Source organism: Clostridium sp. KNHs205 (genome assembly GCF_000702945.1).
Taxonomy (GTDB): Bacteria; Bacillota; Clostridia; order Lachnospirales; family Lachnospiraceae; genus Anaerocolumna.
This window is the reverse complement of the sequence record NZ_JNLE01000003.1, coordinates 600,001-618,969: the sequence shown is the minus strand read 5'-3', so window position 1 is coordinate 618,969 and position 18,969 is coordinate 600,001. Positions and strand designations below refer to the sequence as shown.

Sequence of the window (18,969 nt, the reverse complement as noted above, 5' to 3'; positions counted from 1 at the left end):
TTTCATTATTATCTCAGTTAAGATATTCCTAACTGGCAAAGAAAAATTTAATAAAAAAATTTATTACGATATACATGCTCATGGAATATATGATATATTGTTCTATATGCTTGCAGGTTATTTAAATAGCAAATACGTTTTAAATGAGGTATACCAAACATGAAAGTTGAAAAAATCTATACAAAAAATGCTTCCTACCAGAAATTCGAGGTTCTTAGAAGCAACCGTAATAAACGTTATAAATATCAGGAATTTCTTATTGAAGGAGTTCGTAATATAAACCAGGCCATAGCAAAAGGATGGAATATCAAATCCTTTCTTTATTCCAATGAAAGAAACCTGTCTGATTGGGCAAAAGGGGTAATTAACAGCACTTCTACAGAAATCAATTATGAGCTGCCGGAAATTCTCTTAAAGGATTTAAGCGGAAAAGAAGATACTTCCGAGATTATGGCAGTTGCCGGTATGAGAGAAGATGACCTGAATACCATAACCCTGTCAAAAAATCCCATGATAGCCTTGTTTGACAGACCCTCCAACAAAGGAAATCTCGGAACCATTATTCGTTCCTGTGATGCTTTAGGGGTTGAATGCCTTATCCTTACCGGACATGCCGTTGATCTATACGATCCAGATGTTATAGTATCAACAATGGGCTCTTTCTTTAATATGCAGGTAATACGGGTTCCTGAGACTCAGAAGGTACTGGATTTTATGGTTAAACTGAAGAAACAGTATCCTACCCTCCAGACCATCGGTACCACTGCACATAAAGAATACCCTATCTACGACTTGAATTTGTCCGGGCCGGTGCTTTTTATGCTTGGAAATGAAACAGATGGATTAAGCAGAGCTTTTAAGGACAGTTGTGATATTCTGACCACCATCCCCATGGCAGAGTCCTCATATGCCACTTCCTTTAATGTTGGCTGCGCTGCAACGGTTATGTTTTACGAGGCCTCCAGACAAAGAGCTCTGACCCTTTCCTAAGGTGTAAATGAAACTTATTATCTTGTACTGCCTGTCTCACTTAGCAGCATCCAATGCTTAATTTTAAATACACCCTGAAACGGAGGAACTCAATGCTGAATATATGCCCTTAATGTGGAGATCACCAGTGGAATAAAACCATATCTGTGGATAAAAAGCAAGTTTTCTGTCCTGTTTGTGGATATCAATGGTCTTTTAAAACAATGCCTCTATTTATCCTGACCGGTTGCAGCGGTGTGGGCAAAACTGTCTCAGAGGTGGCAGATTACGTCACTGGATGGGTTAGGAAAGACTCTGGAAAAAGCTCTTTCTATATCCCAATTAAAGTAGTAGATAAAAGCTCCCGGCAATTAACGAAACCTTTTCAGGTAGAAGAAAATGCCAGGAGCTTTATTTATACTTATTGAAACTATAAACCAAAGGGCAAAGGCTATTAATGGATTAACTTTCTGAATTTATTTAGAATATTTTCCCTATGAGCTCATATACCACTGTCGTACATAAACATACTGCGATTGCAATTATGGTTGGCAGTAAGGCTGAAACAATGGTCCACTTTATACTACCGGTCTCTTTTCGAATCGTTATCAGAGTAGTAGCGCAAGGCCAGTGGAGGAGGCTAAACAGCATGGTGTTCAGTGCCGTAAGATAAGTCCAGCCGTGACCGACTAAAATATTTCGAAGGGCCTCCAGACTGTCATACTCAGCCATAGAGCCTGTGGACAAATAGGCCATTAAAAGAATGGGCAGAACAATTTCGTTAGCCGGCAGTCCAAGAAGAAATGCCATTAATATATACCCGTCAAGTCCGATAAACCTTCCAAAGGGATCAAAGAAGTTCACCATATGCCCCAGGATACTAATATCGCCAACATAAACATTTGCCAGTATCCAGATAAAGGCACCGGCAGGCGCTGCTACCATTACAGCTCTTTTAAGTACGAATACCGAACGATCAATCATTGAGGTGTATAATACCCTTCCGATCTTTGGTACTCTGTAGGGAGGAAGTTCAAGGGTGAAAGTAGAGGGAATACCTTTTAACACCGTCTTAGATAAGAGGTAGGAAACAAGAAGGGTAACAACGATACCAATAACAATCATAGCAGTTACCGCAAGTGCTGGCATGATACCAAAGGTATTTCCTCCCAGTGCCACCAGAAAGACACTGGATATGGCTATAAGGGTAGGAAACCTGCCGTTACAGGGTACGAAATTATTGGTAAGGATTGCAATCATTCTCTCTCTTGGTGACTCGATAATACGGCAGGATACGATTCCTGCTGCATTACAGCCAAAACCCATTATCATGGTAAGACATTGTTTACCATGGGCACAGGCTTTTTTGAAGAGATGATCCATATTAAAGGCTACTCTGGGCAGGAAGCCCAAATCCTCCAATATTGTAAAGAGCGGAAAGAATATGGCCATAGGCGGAAGCATAACAGAAACAACCCAGGCTAAGGTCCGGTAAAGCCCCAATATCAATACCCCATGAAACCAGGCAGGTGCATTCAGATAAGTAAATAACTCTGTAAGCCTATCTTCAATATAAAACAAAAAGTCCGCCAGCAGTGAGGAGGGTATATTGGCACCTGTAACCGTAATCCAGAATACAAGCGCCAGGGCCAGTAACATAATAGGTAATCCAAACCGTTTAGACGTAATAATGTTGTCAATTTTCTTATCCCTTGCATTTACTTCACTGTCCTCCTGGATGTATTTTGCTTTCAGGTCTTCTATACGGCGGTAGATTGCCTCAGAAATTCCGTCTCTTAAGGTCTCTTTGTCCGGCAGCTCCTCTTGTATTTCGGAAAGAGGCCGGTTATCTTCCAATACAAGCTCTCCCATATGAGCTGACATGGCGCTTAAGAGTTTTTCATCTCCATCCAGCATTCTAAGTGCCATCCACCTTACGGATATATCTGCTGTCGTATCTTTATACTCCGGTAACAGTATCTTGATCAGCTCTTCTACCTTATCATCGTATTTTACCGGCACCGGCTTTGGAGCTATTTCTCCCGCTGCAACCTTGACTGTCGTCTCCTTTAATTTATCCACTCCGATTCCGCTTCTGGCGGCGCATAACACAACTGGTACGCCAAGGTCTTTCTCAATTCCTCTTGCATCAATATTAATATGCCTCTTCTTTGCTTCGTCAATAAGATTGATGCACAATACCACTTTAGTGGTCAGTTCCATTACCTGAAATACAAGATTTAAGCTTCGCTCAAGACAGGTGGCATCAGTAACAACGATAACAGCATCGGCATTGCCAAAACATATAAAGTCCCTGGCCACCTCTTCTTCTACTGAGGAAGCAAAGAGGGAGTAAGTGCCCGGTAAGTCCACCAATATGTTTTCTTTTCCTCCCTGTCTGAATTCACCTCTGGCATTTACTACCGTCTTACCCGGCCAGTTACCTGTATGCTGATGAAGTCCGGTTATGGCGTTAAAAACAGTACTCTTTCCGGTATTCGGATTCCCTGCCAATGCAATGATAAACTGCCCTTCTTCTTTGTCGATACGGTATAAATCCGTCATTGCATTGCTTTGTGTGGATTGATAGGTCAACCCCATTATAGCCTCCTTTATATAAATTTAATTTAATCCGTTACTGATATAAGGGCAGCCTCTTCTTTTCTTAAAGCTATCATTGCTCCCCTGATGCCGTATACAGTAGGGTCTCCGGATGGTCCTTTACGGATTACCTCTACTCTGGCTCCTTTGGTCAGTCCTAATGCCAGCATTCTCTCTCTTAGCAGGTCAGATGCTTTTAATTCACAAACTGTGGTATGTGTTCCTACGGATATATCAGTCAGCTTTTTCATTTAAATCAACCTCACTTTTTTAGAATGTTTTAACTTTTTTAAATGCAACTAATTTATTGTATGAAAATAGTCTAAAAATGTTCTATGAGGATATAAAAAAATTCTGAAACTTACATACCGGAGTATAAGTTAAATTAGGTCTATGAATTTAATGAATTTTATAAAGAGTAGTACCAGCACGCATTTGTGTAGTCTATGCATTGTTCTGACTGCCCAGCACGACACAAGTATTTTTATAACTTCCTGGCTTGTCTCTTAAGTTTATGGTACCTTAAAGTTCGGGAATGACAGGAAATCTGAGAGTTTCTAAGGAAGGGGTTTCTATATGATGGAATACTGGACAGCCGCACTCAACCATAGCTGGGGGAACCATTGCATGATATTCCAGATACCGATACCATATAAATTAAACTCAGGCACCAGTTTTAGAAATACATCATAGCTTCTTGCATCCCAGAAGCGCACAAGGTATTCATCTCCCGAGTAGAAATAAAAAGACACGGAATTGGTAAGAGGGTCATAAAGAATCTGAGCATTATTTTGCGCTGCAAGCTCAAGGGCTGCTCTATAGCTGATAGCCCTGCCTTGGGAGACACCGGGGATAAAAGGTAATTGATAGATATATCCCTGAACCGGCAAACCAAAAGAGACCATATCAGAGGGCACCATTTTGGTAAAGTCCTCTATAATCCTGCGATAGTTTTCCGTACAAAGGGTTCCAAGGGACAATCTGTCGGAGTATCCGAATTCATATACAATCAATGTAATTCCTGATAAACCCTCTGTCATAAATTTGTAATCGAATCCGAAAATAGGATTTTCAAAGGTATCCATAACTTTATAACCTGCAGAAGTAATACTATTGAGCATTTTCGTAGCATGTCTGCGGTAATTTTCACGGTATCTGGGATGGATATAAGGTGTATGAAAGCTCACCCCGCTGTATCCCTTGGTTTCCAGGGTAAGTAGTATTTGACTGATAAACCTGTCTTCGATTGTTACATCTGATATAATGGAATTGACCACCTCCATAGCCTCTTCATTGTTATGGGAGGCCGGAATAATCATCATCAAAGGTTCTGTTCCATATGCTTTTGCAAGTTTTACAATATCTTCATCTGCCAAATTGCTTAACTCTCCTGTAGCAGATACCGTATAACTATATACTGTAAGATAAGTCAGATAAGGTAAGGTCATTTGTAAGGTCTTTTTATCAATGAAGGGATATGCAAAACCATTTGTCGCAATTGTATGTCCTTTTTCCCCGCGAAAGCTGATAACAATTTCATCTCCTGAATAAAGAGACTGGCTAACCGACAATTCCGGGTTATACCTAAGGAGCTCTATTACGGTCGTACCATAGGTATCGGCGATCTGTAATAAGGTATCTCCTTCTTTCACGGTATAGGTAATTTCGGGAATAAGGATAATAAGGGCTTCGCCTATTACCAGTGAGTCCTCATCCGTCAGGTTATTATATATTTTTAATTTCTTAGCAGATACGCCATAATAATCTGCTATGGAGAGGATAGTCTCTCCAGCTTCTACCACATGAATAATCATTACTGCCCTCGAACGGTTTTGTTTCATTATATGTGATTTATAGACAGAGGTTTCTAATTAAGTAAATTAGGACGAACCATACTTATGGTTCAGAAAATTACGCAGCTGACCTTTGCTGCCCTTTGAGTGTTTTGAACCGAACAGCTGCTTTTATTTCAATATTTACCTTATAAGTGCTGACAGAATGCTGTCCTTTATTGAAATACAGCATTTCTTGTAGTACCATAACAGTATGGAATTAAAAGCACTTTTACTTTAAAGCTTAAGCTTGAATTTACCAGGTTAATGCTATTACAGGCTTTAAAATTTATATTTAAGATTACAAAGCCTGTTAACAGCAAATATTAAATTAAATAACTGAATTGTGATTCCTGAGGGTATACTAGAGTGTGACTGAAAACTCATTGTACCGTTCTGAAGTCCCCACTTTGCGGTATTCTGCGTTGCAATTTTGGGAACGTAACACCACTACGTCCCCATAATCGCGCCTTACTGTTTTTCGCAAATTGCTGTTTTTCGCAAATTGCTGTTTTTCGCAAATTGCCTCCTACAAAGTGGAACTTCCAGTCCGGCACAAGCAGTTTTCAGACACAGCTAGAGAAAAGTTAAATAATTTCCTATTCTTAAAAGGGAGGTACTTATGTGCGGAAGATATTATATAGATGATGATACGGCCAAAGAAATAGAGAGACTGGTAGAAGCAATCGATAAAAAGCTCAACGAAAAGGCAGGGAAAAGGGATGTCCGTCCTTCTGAACCGGCAATGGTTCTCACAGCTTCAGGTAAGGCTATGCACCCGGAGGAAAAGCACTGGGGATTTCCAGGCTTTCAGGGAAAGGAACTGATTATCAATGCCAGAAGTGAAACCGCCCTATCCAAAAAAACCTTCCGGGACAGCATCATAAACCGGCGGTGTATCATACCTGCTGCCGGCTTTTATGAATGGAATGCTGCCAGAGAAAAAGCTTCCTTTTACCGTGAAGATTCCAAGGTTTTATTTATCGCAGGCTTTTATAACTCCTTTCAGGATAAGGACCGGTTCATCATACTGACATCACCGGCGAATGAGTCCATGATTGAAGTACACGACCGTATGCCCTTAATTCTGGAACGGGAGGAGCTAATACCTTGGTTAACAGCTCCTGACAGAACCGAAGAATTATTACTCAAAAAACCCTGCAGACTAAAAAAACAGATGGAATATGAGCAACTGAGGCTGCCCTTTTAGCAGGACAGCCGGACTTTCCATTCCTATTCTTACCAGAAATTAAAGGGTTATTTAGCTCCTGGTTGTTAACTCTAAAGTTCTTTATCCTCCTCCCTTAAACTGACTCCCTGAAGAATCCTTTTATAATAGGAACCATTTGTATAAAGAGCTCCTACGGGGTTATGAGCCAGGACACGATCTTTTACCACAAGATAGGTAACTGGTGCTTCAGAATACTTGATAAACATAGAATCATGTCCGACACAGAGACCACAGATAACATTTAGGTCAGTATTTTCTCTATTTAATAACTTTGCCTGCATAATAGGATTACAGGCAGACTCATGTTGTCCGGGACGTACCTTATCCTCTTCTCTCACACCAAGTGCTGATTTATCTTTAGCACCTACTTTACAAATGACTCCGTAGGGCTCAAATCCATTTGCTTTTAATACTTTTTCAAATATCTTACTCTCCTGGATAAGTCCCATGCAGGAGGCAATACCAATTTTTTTAGCCTTTATTTTCTTGGCAAATACTATGATTTCCTCAACTCTGGTAAGTTGTCCATAATACTGCCCTTCCACCTGGGCTGCCGCTACCGCTATTTTATGTATCTCCGGTTCCTTGTTATATATATCCAGACATTCCTCCAGTATTTCCTCATTTTCTTCACTGGTAGTCAGACATTTACCAGGATATGTTCCGTTTTGACTTGCACAATTAAATACGCCACAGGATGTACAACTAAAATTATTACTCATTTTAACCTCTTTTCCGGGTTTGATGCCCTTTACTATAGTTTTTGCTCTGCTGCTGAGATTTACCATACTCCCCTGATCAATGAGTATTAAAAAACAGAGGTAACCTAAGCTGTGAGCTTAATCTTAACCTCTGTTTGTACAGTCAGCCAGTCATATTATTTTATTCTACACCACCAGCTTTAAGCAATTACTTTTTTCCGGGTGTAAATATGATATAGATTATATTAAATCCTGCGCTTTTGTCAACTATTTTCGCCATATTGCGGCAAAATTACATGATTTTATTATACTTCACTAAATAATAAAGATGTAAACCGTAACCAAATACATAGAAAGCGATAACCGTTAATATCATCCATAAAGGCGAATTCAGGAAAATCATAACAAATGGAACCCCAATCATAATGTATATCATCTTATCATACGCCTTTGCTTTGGCTTTGTTCGTTATTGCAATGGAGCGCTCATCTTTTGCATCAATTTCACTCTGCCGTTTATACTCCGGATGTTTCCTGAACATTCGTTTAATAAAGATATGGGCTACATTTACACTGGCAAGGCCGGAACCAAGTCCGATACAGAGCCCAGCTATATTTCTGTTATCATAATTTATAACGAAAGCTCCTCCCAGAATAAGTCCAATACTAACTACTATCATTAGAATATTAACTTTTTGATTACCTTTCATTTGGCTCCTCCTCATAGATAAACATATCTTCAATGGTCATATTAAAATATCGGGCAATTTTAAAAGCCAGTAAAATGGATGGATTATAACGGCCATTTTCCAGGGATCCGATGGTCTGCCTGGATACCTCCAGTGCTTCTGCCAGTTCTTCCTGTTTTATCCCTTGTTTCTTTCTTATCTCTTCTAACCTATTCTTCACTCTTTCACTCCTTTAAAGCAAAATGGAAAGTATACTTTACATATGCATTATAGCTCCAATAGCACATAATGTCAAGTATACTTTCCATTAATAATTAAAATTATATATTTGGGTTAGTTACATTTCCCTTTATTTCGTTCTATTAAGTGTTGAAACTCAGCTGTCTCGTGAAGAAATTCATATTTAGGGCTGCTTTCCATCTCAACCAGAAAAGCTTGAAAAAGCTGTTTACTAAAGTTTTCCTGTGTCTCTTCCTTTACAGGGATATGAGTGTATAGTACAGAATCGCTGACTTTCCAGGGAGAACCGACAGCAGATAAGACGGACTTAATAAGCGAAAGGCTGTCTTTCACATTCTTTTTGGCAAGTGCCACCTCCAGTGGTACCAGATAAGCATTAACACCCCACAGGTCAAACATATCACTGACCTTTACAGAAAGCTCCGCCAGATAATCTACAGTTTCAAGGTTTTTCACCTTTAATGCAATGTCCGTCAGGTTCTTTAGGATTCCATGAATTTCATTGACATCCATAAGTAACTTACGTTCCAGAATTTCTGCCGCTTCCTCTAATTTATCCAGATGGTTGGATAAATTGGCCTGAAGCAGCATTTTATCAAGGCCAGCATTTTCAGGTAATAAATCCAGCATTTCCTGGGCCTTTTCATACTCTCCCTGCCCCATATACCTAGCTACCAGCATATAAACAGCACTGTTTCTCACCTGCTCCTCATTGCTTCCTGCAACACGCTCATACAAAGCAGTTATTTGATTTTCATAAGCTTCTTTGTTATCGGCATTGGCTCCATACATAACAAGTGCTCCTTCCAAAAGGAAGGCAGTTGTGTGAATTAGTTTATCGCAATTCGGATATTCTCTTACCTTCTCCATGGCTATAGAGAATCCGCTTTCATAGTCCTTCTTGCGAATCGTATCAATAATTTTATTGCTAAAATGTTCGATTTCCTGATCTGTAAGCCCTTCCTCAAAGCATAATAAGGTGTTGAGATCAATTTTAAGCAGCCGTGCCAGAGCAGGCAGTAACGAAACATCGGGGTAAGAAACGCCTTTTTCCCACTTGTTTACTGCTGGTGTTGATACTCCCAAATATTCTGCGATTTGCTCCTGTGTTAAACCGTGTGCTTTTCTGTTTTCCCTGATAACCGTATTAATTGGCATTTTAATCATCTCCTGACTTAGAATAAAGATAACTTGCTCTATATCAACATTTTAACTATTGGGATGTATTTCTGCAATTGAATGGTTATTAAATAAAAGGAGAAAAAATTAACAGGAGGTTAATAACAGAAAGCTATATTATGTTGGATTCACTATTTTTTCATTTACTATTTTTTTATTCGCTATTTTTTTCACTATTTTTTATTCACTATTTTTTTATTCGCTATTTTTTCTTCAACTCTTTTTTAAAGATATCCTTCATTTCAGTTATAGCTTCTTTACTGCTCAAATCACCTGACTTTATTTCACCAAGGCACATTTTTTCCATGAGTTTGATGTAGGCTTCACCCAAAGCTGTGGTTATAACAGCGGCTGTACCTCCGGAAATCATACCACCTACTATCGTACCGACTCCGGGAAGCAGTTTAAAGATATTGGATACAATGGTTCTGCCGGCAATTGTGGCACCTGCAGTTCCTAAGATTGAAGTAATAAACGACGTAATGATTCCTTTGTCCACCTTAAGGCCAAAAGCAACCGTTATAGAAGCAATCATAGTAACCTGAGTAGGTATTAAAAGAGCTGCATCGGCAAAAGGTACCGGTGCAAAACCTTCTGCAAAGGTAGCTGTTACAGTTGTGGCAACAATACCTCGGGCATATTTAATTTTTTGTTTTATAGCAGCTTTTTGAACGTTCTGAAGAGTGGGGATCAATTCCTCCCCCAACAGCTCCCCCATGATCTCAATAAGCTCCTCTCCTCCATAAGCTCTGGCTGTGTAGTCTTCATCTATTTCATAATCCAATGCCAATACAGGAACAATGGCGCATACGTGTAAATTAAGACTGTCGATATAATTCTTAAATTCCCTTGCCTTTGCCTTAGAAAAAGATTTAGTCAGCACAATGATAATGGGAACCTGAGTATCTTTATTATCTTCTGTGAACTCCTTGATCCATTCAATTTCATCTTCTTCAATTCTGTCAGATACAGTATTAATACAATACCAGATACAATGAATACATTTATTTTCATCTTTGGCATAAAGACCTTCTTTAATTTTATCAATGATTTCAGCTTTAATCTGTTTCTGCGTATCCCGCCCAAGCTCCAAGCCTTTTGTATCATAGATTGTTAGAGGTACATCCTTTTTTGTTATCCTCTGAATATGCTGCGTTACAGGTTTTCCTATTCCCGTTTCCGCCAGCTGCTCTCTGAAGATATAATTAATTAATGTACTCTTACCAACTCCCGTTTTGCCGGCTACAATAATATTCAGATTTTTAAGATTCTTGATTTTCTTATTAATTTCATTAATACATTGGCTGGCTACATCTGAAATATTAATATCCATCTATACCTCTTCCTTTGTGGTGGCTGATACGAATTTACCTTAAAGTTTTGTTGTATCTATTTCACTACTCTAAAATTATTCTTATAAATCTTGTTTGCACCTTTATTAATTAGTTTAGGCATCATGAGGAAAACCCCGATGCTGCATACTATACTTATTAGTAAATATACAACGGACTTTATCACAGACTCCTGCTTTTTATTTTTATCCTGTAACTCATCTGCTACGATTTCTTTTATTATTTCGATTTGTTTGTTGGAAAATCCATTTTTCATTTTAATTACCTCCGGTATGTCTAATTATAGCATATTATTACAATTAGTGAAGTGAAGTTATTCTCTTATAGTAAAACATTTTTGTGATTCATCTCTTTGAATCATCTTTGTGATTCATCTGTGTGATTCATCTGTGCGGATTATCTCTGTGAAAATTGAGATTTCTCTTATATACTTCTGCATCATAAATTTGTATTCCTTTGAAATCTATTTTTTAGAATTCACAAAAGCATAACCTTATAACATAATAATATTATTTCTAGAATCTGATTCAAAATTCGCTTTAATATTTATTTAAATTATTATTGACTCTACACTTAGTGTATAGTTTACACTAAATTAATCAATTAAAAAGGAGCGGGAAATATGGATAACAATCTATGTCAGAAGATAAACAATTTATATGAAGAAAACCCACTATTACAAGACTTTAACGGTTACATACTAATCAAAGAGGACGACCATATTTTATTTCAGCAAAACTTTGGGTACTCTGATTATGTTCAGAAGAAAATAGCAGATGAAAATACTATTTACAGCCTTGGCTCCATAACAAAACAATTTACTGCGCTCTGTGTACTGCAACTGGCACAAAGAGGTAAGTTATCCCTTAATGAACCTATCGGTACCTACTTACCTGACTTTTATAATGGACGAGATATCATTATCCGTGATATTCTAAATATGATTTCCGGAATACCGGAATACTGGTGTAAAACCGAATGGCATGAAAACCCCGAAGGTACCTCTGAAGATTCATATTCATTTATAAAGTCACTTACTGATTATAACCTGCCGCATAAAACCTTCCATTATTGTAATTCTAATTACATTATACTAGGTAAGTTAATTGAAAAGTTATCTGCTAAAAGCCTTACGGAATACCTGAACGAAAATATTTTTACTCCTCTTAACATGACGCGCACATTCTTCCTGGCACCTGACCCAAGTGACACAAACACAGCTATAGGTTATAAATCACCTCATGTTTCTAAATGGGAAAAAAATACTGCTATAATTACCTCTTTTGCAGGCGCAGGAGGAGTTTATTCCACCGCAGCCGATCTATGTAAATGGGATGAAGCACTTTATACAGAAAAGCTGTTAACCAGGAAATTCATGCCTGAGCTATTTAGGCCTGTTATATCTAATTATGCAATGGGATGGTATATTCATGGTAATAAAATATTTCATGGCGGCGATTCACCTGGTTTTAGCGCAAGGCTGACTCGTATACCAGACCATAAGTTATTAATTCTGTTGTTATGTAATTTTGATGGCTGCAGGGAATCGAATATGGGCCACTACGCTGATATAATTGATACGTTAGTACAAATATAAATATAAACTATCTATGATATTGAAAAAGGCTCCCTCTTAAGGAAGCCTTTTAAATTCCATTCTATAAAGTTACGTTCTATAAGTTTTCCAAAACGATGAGCTGCTGATAGAAAACCAACAATAATCTTGTGTTATTCCTTTACAGATTATTTCGCCGTTTTATTAATAAAATCAATTTCATACAGCTGTTCACCGTATTTTTTCTCATTGTCGGTAATCGTCCCCTCTGTGAGAGAGATACGCAGAACAATTGAGTTGGGATTATCTTCGTCTCCAACTTCCTCAAACCAGTCAAATATTTTTTTAAATTTCGCTCTGATATCCGCATTCTTATCATCCTTGACCCAGCCAAGATTTTCAGCTGTACCTTGGAAAGCATACCAATCAAATCCACAGACTGAGACCTCGTTGTTCTTCTCAATTTGCAGCATTTTATTTTTTCTTGTGTCCGTAGAAATATAAAATACGCCGTCTTCATAATACGCGCAAACCATACGTACAGCAGGACGGGGATTACCGGCAGTGTTTGAAGATAGTGATATTGTTCCAAGGGCAATAACTTCTTCTTTACCATTACCGCAACGTTCTTCCAAGAGTTTCATCGCGTTTTCGTATTTACTCATTCTAATTCTCCTTAATATAAATTAATATATACTGTAACCACAGTTAAATCACATGTTACGTAGCCGCTTAAGCTTTAAACTTCCAGCTTTATCCACAATGCGGGACGTACACCGCCTGTACATTTTCCATCGCTGATGTTGCCTTTCAATATATTGTTGCCTTGTATACCTATATTACCGTCTGTTCCGAAGATGTATACGGCTTTTACATTAACCCGGCCAGGCGACCGAAGCCACCACCACCAACACCATTCCTTATCCTGAAGTCTTGCTAATCTCTTACTGTTGTTTTCATCTTTTCTTTCAAACCAATACCTTTGATTTTTTCCACGGTTTTGGAGCTTTGAAAGGCTATCACCAAAATATTGGCATACTTCCTCAAGGCTTAACAAAAATATATTGTCCCTTGTATCGACTCCTCCTTTTGAACCATACCACTGGTTATCAGAATTTTTATTTAACACCGTAATTATTCTTGCCTTATCGGTTACATCGAACTTGTCATAGAACTCACCGTTAAGATATTTTCGGAGCGAGCAGTCAGCCCACGTTATGTCCTTATATGCGTCATGGTAAGCACGTTGTTCTATAATATATTCCGTTACAAGTAGAGCTGTATTGTCCTGAATGTCAAGTACACGCCATTGGTACCTTCCAAATGCAATTTTGTCACCTATCTGCATACATTGCCTCCCCATTTGTACCTCTTCCACTTGCAAATACCAACATTGGTTTATTCCTTTTCCTTTATAGGGAAGAGCAAATCAATCTGTAAATACTTCATTTCAGAATTGTGCTTCTGAACAAAATTATAGAAATTTAATGTTTCTTCGAAGCCTTGTCCAAAAGCAGTTTCAGGTGATTCCCACCGAGGTGACCCCCAGTCATTATCGTATTTATCGCTTTCTTTCACCCATTCTTTCAGACGACGCCAATCCTGGAAATCCCACGCCCTTAACACATGTGCGGCATATAATCCACCACTAAATTCTCGTCTTACTAATGGTGCCGGTATCTCCATATCATCGGGTACAGATACCCACATTTCATAAGCGTAGGAGTTCTCCCCAATTTCTGATGCTCCCAGAGGACAGTCAAATCCAAAACTACGCGCATCAGGTTTAAGCTTTAACAAACCGCTTTCTACTGTAAACCTGCTAATCATATCCGCCGCTTTTCCTTCGCAGCCCTCCCCTGATGCATAAGCGGCGGCTACAGTCAAGGGTGGCAGATAGACAATTCGCACGTCTTTGTCTTCCATCTTCATTAACTCTTCGTTCGCCTTGTTTAATTCCTCCATTGATAAATTATCCTTCGCTTCTTTTATCTGATTATCAGAAAAAGAAAGAGAACTTATAACATCGAATATAGCTTCATCACCGAGAAGCTTTAAATTAACATCTGCTTTCTCATTGATTTCCTCAATAAAACGAAGTAATATACCCTTAACGGTAGACAACGCAGTAATTTCGTTGTCTATTTCACTTATGTTCTGCCTGAAAATTTCCACTGCTTCCACCGCGTCGGAATTGTTAAGTATGCATATGATTTGCTTTACGGGAACCCGCAACTTACGAAGGACAATAATTTGCCGTAAACGACTGACAGCACTTTCATCATAAACCCGGTAAGCATAATCCGCTTTCCGCAGACTTTGGATTAATCCCACCTGCTCGTAATAACGTAGCATTCTTGCTGAGATTCCGTAATTCTTTGATACTTGACCTGCTGTTTGGAGTTCCACTTATAGAACCTCCTTTCATTTTACTTGAATATAACTATAAAGTACGACACGGTGTCTGTGTCAAGGGATTATATATAATATTCACATTTTATTCTGTAGAATATGGATTATAAAACGGCTATATGAAAATGTTCAATAAAGTAATTTTTCTCAAAAATTCGGCGCAATATCAAGGACTTACATTTTCGATTTACCCGATAAGTTTTATTATCCGTTACGTTATTATTATCCGATGCGTTTTCAATATCGGATGTTTTTTTATTATCCGATGCGTTTTTCAATTATCCCATGCATTTTTCAATTATCCGATGTTTTTTATTATCCGATGCGTTTTAAATATCTGACCTGTTTATATTATCCGATATGTTTTCATACAACTCAATAAATTTTCTCTAAAAGTTTCCGATTATAAATATGTAGAAGCTCAGCTTTTCTGAAACTTGTTATAGCAATATGCTTTTATTCTTATCGATAAAACCATATGCCGTATTTAAAAAATTCTCAATAGAAGTTCTTTTTATAAACATATTTATTATATGATGTTCCGCAGATATACCATCAATCATACGTTCGTAAAACTGCTCATATGCTTTCTGCGGATAAGGGGCCACATTCTGAATGCAAGGAATATTTAAAGTAGGATCAACTGCCATTTCTTCAAGAAACCATAATGTGTCAGGATATAACGGTTCATTTTCCTGGTCATATCCATGCATCTGTTTCCATTTTTCAAATAAGATGAAGTGATTAATCTCATGAATTGAGGCCATCATTAACATATCAATATCTTTTTCATAGGAAACAAAAAACTCTTTTGTTATTACATTCCTTGGAAAACTTGATATACATCCAATATAACATGAAAAGCATTTATACTCTTCCGGCCACTTCAATTCAAAGGTGTCAAGAAGATTAGATATTAGCTCTTTTTGTATAGTATCAAAAGCTTCCTGTAACTGTATGATTTTTCTGTCTATATCTAATTCTTTCTCAACAAAAACTCGTTCAACACTTGGTTTAACAACCTTATAGATTTCTTCATTATCCATACTGTCCAGGATTTTTCCCTTAAGTTCCGGATATAGTAAATATGTACGCTCTGCAAAAGGTCTGCTCTTATTCTTTTTATTAAATTCAGGATTTACATATTTACATATTAACTTGATATTTAATTCCTGATCCATTTTTCCGACGACTATCTTAGGAATTAACATGTTTTGACCTCCAACGTAAATATTACAATGACACTGATATATTTCATCGTCTAAAGATTCATAATATGTTTCCAGCTAGTAATTTTTACTAACATTAAGTACCATAATAGCATATCCAGTTATAGCAGTAAACTATATTTTCCAATAGCCTTTATAAACCAATTAATACTTTATATCCTCTATATCTCCACAATTAACTCACACCTATTCGCATATGTTGAACTCAACAAAAAAGTCTCCAAACTTTAATCTAAAGTTTAGAGACTTTACTAAAAGGCGACAACCAGATTTGAACTGGTGATCAGGGTGTTGCAGACCCATGCCTTACCACTTGGCTATGTCGCCGTATATTAATTTATTTAGAAAAAACTCCCCGAGTAGGGCTCGAACCTACAACCCCACGGTTAACAGCCGTGTGCTCTACCATTGAGCTATCGAGGAATATAGGATTTATTGTAATACTTTTGATAAAGAAAGTCAATAGTATTTGTTGTACTTTTATCCTACACATTGAAACATCCAAAGTAAATTTTTAGGTCAAGCCCTCGACCTATTAGTATTAGTCAGCTGCATGTGTTACCACACTTCCACCTCTAACCTATCCACCTGATCGTCTTTCAGGGGTCTTACTGCATTCGCATGGGATATCTTATCTTAAGGGGGGCTTCACGCTTAGATGCCTTCAGCGTTTATCCCGTCCCGACTTGGCTACTCGGCCATGCACTTGGCAGTGCAACCGATACACCAGAGGTCAGTCCAACCCGGTCCTCTCGTACTAAGGTCAGCTCCTTTCAAATATCCTACGCCCGCGCCGGATAGGGACCGAACTGTCTCACGACGTTCTGAACCCAGCTCGCGTACCGCTTTAATGGGCGAACAGCCCAACCCTTGGGACCTAATACAGCCCCAGGATGCGATGAGCCGACATCGAGGTGCCAAACCACTCCGTCGATGTGAACTCTTGGGAGTGATAAGCCTGTTATCCCCAGGGTAGCTTTTATCCGTTGAGCGATGGCAATCCCACTTTATACCACCGGATCACTAAGTCCTACTTTCGTACCTGCTCCACCCGTCGGTGTCGCAGTCAAGCCCTCTTATGCCTTTGCACTCTTCGGATGGTTTCCGTCCATCCTGAGAGGACCTTTGAGCGCCTCCGATACCCTTTCGGAGGCGACCGCCCCAGTCAAACTCCCCACCTGACATTGTCCACTGCCCGGATCACGGGCACATGTTAGAAACCCAGTACTGCAAGGGTGGTATCCCAACAACGGCTCTGCGGCAACCGGAGTCACCGCTTCTTAGCCTCCCACCTATCCTGTGCATGCAATACCGAATCCCAGTATCAAGCTAGAGTAAAGCTCCATGGGGTCTTTCCGTCCTGGCGCAGGTAACCAGCATCTTCACTGGTATTTCAATTTCACCGGGTGCATTGTCGAGACAGTGCCCAAATCATTACGCCTTTCGTGCGGGTCGGAACTTACCCGACAAGGAATTTCGCTACCTTAGGACCGTTATAGTTACGGCCGCCGTTTACTGGGGCTTAAGTTCAACGCTTCGGGTTACCCCTAACATCTCCCCTTAACCTTCCAGCACCGGGCAGGCGTCAGCCCATATACTTCACCTTACGGTTTTGCATAGACCTGTGTTTTTGCTAAACAGTTGCTTGGGCCAATTCTCTGCGGCCTGTATTTCTACAGGCACCCCTTCTCCCGAAGTTACGGGGTCATTTTGCCGAGTTCCTTAACAATGCTTCTCCCGTCGGCCTTAGGATTCTCTCCTCATCCACCTGTGTCGGTTTACGGTACGGGCTTATAAAAAACAATAGCGGCTTTTCTTGGCAGTGCCTCCATCAGCTTCCCTACTTATATTTCGGTCCACATCACGTCTTCCCATTATGGAACGGATTTTCCTGCTCCACTGGTACCTCGCTTGTACCGGGTATTCCTCACCCGGCTCTGACTTTGTCTCTGCGTCCCCACAGTTCTGTTTTTATAAGGTACAGGAATCTCAACCTGTTGTCCATCGACTACGTCTTTCGACCTCGCCTTAGGTCCCGACTTACCCAGAGCAGATCAGCTTTACTCTGGAAACCTTAGATATTCGGCCTGAAAGATTCTCACTTTCATCTCGCTACTCATTCCGGCATTCTCTCTTCTTATCCCTCCACGGCTCCTTACGGTACCGCTTCGTCGGTATTAAGAATGCTCCTCTACCACAGTAGTTATCGTTAGATTACTACTATCCACAGCTTCGGTGTCGTGTTTTAGCCCCGGACATTTTCGGCGCAGGACCTCTCGACTAGTGAGCTATTACGCACTCTTTTAATGTGTGGCTGCTTCTAAGCCAACATCCTAGTTGTTTTCGAAATCCCACATCCTTTTCCACTTAACACGCACTTTGGGACCTTAGCTGGTGGTCTGGGCTTTTTCCCTTTTGACTACCCAACTTATCTCGTGTAGTCTGACTCCTGATCATCATCTGTATGGCATTCGGAGTTTGATAATCTTCGGTAAGCTTTGACGCCCCCTAGGATATTCAGTGCTCTACCTCCATCAGACTAAATCAAGGCTAGCCCTAAAGCTATTTCGAGGAGAACCAGCTATCTCCGGGTTCGATTGGAATTTCTCCCCTACCCACACCTCATCACCACCCTTTTCAACGGATGTGTGTTCGGTCCTCCACCGCCTTTTACGGCAGCTTCAACCTGGACATGGGTAGATCACCCGGTTTCGGGTCTACTTTTACTGACTGATATTCGCCCTATTCAGACTTGGTTTCCCTTCGGCTCCGAGTCTTAAACTCTTAACCTTGCCAGTAAACGTAACTCGCCGGACCGTTCTACAAAAAGTACGCGGTTCACCTGTAAATAGGTGTTCCACAGCTTGTAAACACAGGGTTTCAGGTTCTCTTTCACTCCCCTCCCGGGGTTCTTTTCACCTTTCCTTCACAGTACTATGCACTATCGGTCACTAAGTAGTATTTAGCCTTGGGGGGTGGT

The 18,969-nt window shown here is 39.5% G+C and carries 16 protein-coding genes, 2 tRNA genes and 1 rRNA gene (1 of these 19 only partly in view); 3 read left to right on the top strand and 16 right to left on the bottom strand.

All coding sequences use genetic code 11. The features are described 5' to 3' along the window. Nucleotides 1-159: 159 nt before the first annotated feature. Nucleotides 160-990 carry a TrmH family RNA methyltransferase gene (locus tag BR73_RS0102705; protein ID WP_033164297.1) on the top strand — a complete coding sequence of 277 codons (831 nt, stop codon included), beginning with the start codon at nucleotides 160-162 and terminating at the stop codon, nucleotides 988-990. 459 nt (nucleotides 991-1,449) lie between these two features. Here BR73_RS0102705 and feoB read toward each other — a convergent pair whose 3' ends face one another. The 3 genes from feoB to BR73_RS0102685 form a co-directional block, all read right to left on the bottom strand. Further along, nucleotides 1,450-3,570 (bottom strand): ferrous iron transport protein B, encoded by a 2,121-nt coding sequence (feoB, locus tag BR73_RS0102695; protein WP_033164295.1) that lies wholly within the window; start codon nucleotides 3,568-3,570, stop codon nucleotides 1,450-1,452. A 26-nt stretch (nucleotides 3,571-3,596) separates the two neighbouring features. Next, nucleotides 3,597-3,821 carry a FeoA family protein gene (locus BR73_RS0102690; protein WP_033164294.1) on the bottom strand — a complete coding sequence of 75 codons (225 nt, stop codon included), beginning with the start codon at nucleotides 3,819-3,821 and terminating at the stop codon, nucleotides 3,597-3,599. Between the two features lie 321 nt (nucleotides 3,822-4,142). Further along, entirely contained in the window at nucleotides 4,143-5,384 is a 1,242-nt protein-coding gene (locus BR73_RS0102685) for a LysM peptidoglycan-binding domain-containing protein (protein ID WP_033164293.1), read from the bottom strand. A gap of 640 nt (nucleotides 5,385-6,024) precedes the next feature. Between BR73_RS0102685 and BR73_RS0102680 the strand changes: the two genes are divergently transcribed. Continuing rightward, on the top strand, nucleotides 6,025-6,612 hold the full coding sequence (locus tag BR73_RS0102680; RefSeq protein WP_033164292.1) for an SOS response-associated peptidase family protein: 588 nt from the start codon (nucleotides 6,025-6,027) through the stop codon (nucleotides 6,610-6,612). A 71-nt stretch (nucleotides 6,613-6,683) separates the two neighbouring features. On the opposite strand, the gene BR73_RS0102675 is transcribed toward BR73_RS0102680, so the two are convergent. The 6 genes from BR73_RS0102675 to BR73_RS0102650 form a co-directional block, all read right to left on the bottom strand. Next, on the bottom strand, nucleotides 6,684-7,355 hold the full coding sequence (locus BR73_RS0102675; protein WP_033167008.1) for a DUF1847 domain-containing protein: 672 nt from the start codon (nucleotides 7,353-7,355) through the stop codon (nucleotides 6,684-6,686). Nucleotides 7,356-7,626: 271 nt separating this feature from the next. Further along, nucleotides 7,627-8,043 (bottom strand): hypothetical protein, encoded by a 417-nt coding sequence (locus BR73_RS0102670; RefSeq protein WP_033164291.1) that lies wholly within the window; start codon nucleotides 8,041-8,043, stop codon nucleotides 7,627-7,629. Continuing rightward, on the bottom strand, nucleotides 8,033-8,242 hold the full coding sequence (locus BR73_RS0102665; protein ID WP_033164290.1) for a helix-turn-helix transcriptional regulator: 210 nt from the start codon (nucleotides 8,240-8,242) through the stop codon (nucleotides 8,033-8,035). The genes BR73_RS0102670 and BR73_RS0102665 overlap by 11 nt, the downstream gene beginning before the upstream one ends. 113 nt (nucleotides 8,243-8,355) lie before the next feature. Beyond that, on the bottom strand, nucleotides 8,356-9,420 hold the full coding sequence (locus tag BR73_RS0102660; protein ID WP_033164289.1) for a helix-turn-helix transcriptional regulator: 1,065 nt from the start codon (nucleotides 9,418-9,420) through the stop codon (nucleotides 8,356-8,358). A 223-nt stretch (nucleotides 9,421-9,643) separates the two neighbouring features. After that, a complete protein-coding gene (locus tag BR73_RS0102655) occupies nucleotides 9,644-10,774 on the bottom strand; it encodes a GTPase (RefSeq protein ID WP_033164288.1) in 1,131 nt (376 codons plus the stop codon). Nucleotides 10,775-10,830: 56 nt separating this feature from the next. Further along, entirely contained in the window at nucleotides 10,831-11,049 is a 219-nt protein-coding gene (locus tag BR73_RS0102650; protein ID WP_033164287.1) for a hypothetical protein, read from the bottom strand. A gap of 366 nt (nucleotides 11,050-11,415) precedes the next feature. On the opposite strand from BR73_RS0102650, the gene BR73_RS0102645 reads away from it, so the two are divergent. Beyond that, a complete protein-coding gene (locus BR73_RS0102645; protein WP_033164286.1) occupies nucleotides 11,416-12,390 on the top strand; it encodes a serine hydrolase domain-containing protein in 975 nt (324 codons plus the stop codon). A gap of 146 nt (nucleotides 12,391-12,536) precedes the next feature. Here the strand turns inward: BR73_RS0102645 and BR73_RS0102640 are convergent, their stop codons facing one another. The 7 genes from BR73_RS0102640 to BR73_RS0102610 all read right to left on the bottom strand — a co-directional run. Next, on the bottom strand, nucleotides 12,537-13,013 hold the full coding sequence (locus BR73_RS0102640; RefSeq protein ID WP_033164285.1) for a pyridoxamine 5'-phosphate oxidase family protein: 477 nt from the start codon (nucleotides 13,011-13,013) through the stop codon (nucleotides 12,537-12,539). A 74-nt stretch (nucleotides 13,014-13,087) separates the two neighbouring features. Then, entirely contained in the window at nucleotides 13,088-13,696 is a 609-nt protein-coding gene (locus BR73_RS0102635) for a DUF6273 domain-containing protein (protein WP_156034572.1), read from the bottom strand. 50 nt (nucleotides 13,697-13,746) lie between these two features. Beyond that, complete coding sequence (locus BR73_RS0102630; RefSeq protein WP_033164283.1) at nucleotides 13,747-14,757, bottom strand: effector binding domain-containing protein; 1,011 nt, start codon at nucleotides 14,755-14,757, stop codon at nucleotides 13,747-13,749. A 443-nt stretch (nucleotides 14,758-15,200) separates the two neighbouring features. Then, on the bottom strand, nucleotides 15,201-15,971 hold the full coding sequence (locus BR73_RS0102625) for a hypothetical protein (protein ID WP_033164282.1): 771 nt from the start codon (nucleotides 15,969-15,971) through the stop codon (nucleotides 15,201-15,203). A gap of 274 nt (nucleotides 15,972-16,245) precedes the next feature. Then, nucleotides 16,246-16,316, bottom strand: a tRNA-Cys gene (locus tag BR73_RS0102620). Nucleotides 16,317-16,340: 24 nt separating this feature from the next. Next, nucleotides 16,341-16,412 (bottom strand) — tRNA-Asn (locus tag BR73_RS0102615). Nucleotides 16,413-16,504: 92 nt separating this feature from the next. Then, nucleotides 16,505-18,969 (bottom strand): 23S ribosomal RNA (locus BR73_RS0102610); it runs 445 nt beyond the window's last position.

What these genes read in the sequence shown, in the direction of transcription:
- BR73_RS0102705 (WP_033164297.1), top strand. Translation starts at nt 160, where the DNA reads ATGAAAGTTGAAAAAATCTATACAAAAAATGCTTCCTACCAGAAATTC.
- feoB (WP_033164295.1), bottom strand. Translation starts at nt 3,570, where the DNA reads ATGGGGTTGACCTATCAATCCACACAAAGCAATGCAATGACGGATTTA.
- BR73_RS0102690 (WP_033164294.1), bottom strand. Translation starts at nt 3,821, where the DNA reads ATGAAAAAGCTGACTGATATATCCGTAGGAACACATACCACAGTTTGT.
- BR73_RS0102685 (WP_033164293.1), bottom strand. Translation starts at nt 5,384, where the DNA reads ATGATTATTCATGTGGTAGAAGCTGGAGAGACTATCCTCTCCATAGCA.
- BR73_RS0102680 (WP_033164292.1), top strand. Translation starts at nt 6,025, where the DNA reads ATGTGCGGAAGATATTATATAGATGATGATACGGCCAAAGAAATAGAG.
- BR73_RS0102675 (WP_033167008.1), bottom strand. Translation starts at nt 7,355, where the DNA reads ATGAGTAATAATTTTAGTTGTACATCCTGTGGCGTATTTAATTGTGCA.
- BR73_RS0102670 (WP_033164291.1), bottom strand. Translation starts at nt 8,043, where the DNA reads ATGAAAGGTAATCAAAAAGTTAATATTCTAATGATAGTAGTTAGTATT.
- BR73_RS0102660 (WP_033164289.1), bottom strand. Translation starts at nt 9,420, where the DNA reads ATGCCAATTAATACGGTTATCAGGGAAAACAGAAAAGCACACGGTTTA.
- BR73_RS0102655 (WP_033164288.1), bottom strand. Translation starts at nt 10,774, where the DNA reads ATGGATATTAATATTTCAGATGTAGCCAGCCAATGTATTAATGAAATT.
- BR73_RS0102650 (WP_033164287.1), bottom strand. Translation starts at nt 11,049, where the DNA reads ATGAAAAATGGATTTTCCAACAAACAAATCGAAATAATAAAAGAAATC.
- BR73_RS0102645 (WP_033164286.1), top strand. Translation starts at nt 11,416, where the DNA reads ATGGATAACAATCTATGTCAGAAGATAAACAATTTATATGAAGAAAAC.
- BR73_RS0102640 (WP_033164285.1), bottom strand. Translation starts at nt 13,013, where the DNA reads ATGAGTAAATACGAAAACGCGATGAAACTCTTGGAAGAACGTTGCGGT.
- BR73_RS0102635 (WP_156034572.1), bottom strand. Translation starts at nt 13,696, where the DNA reads ATGCAGATAGGTGACAAAATTGCATTTGGAAGGTACCAATGGCGTGTA.
- BR73_RS0102625 (WP_033164282.1), bottom strand. Translation starts at nt 15,971, where the DNA reads ATGTTAATTCCTAAGATAGTCGTCGGAAAAATGGATCAGGAATTAAAT.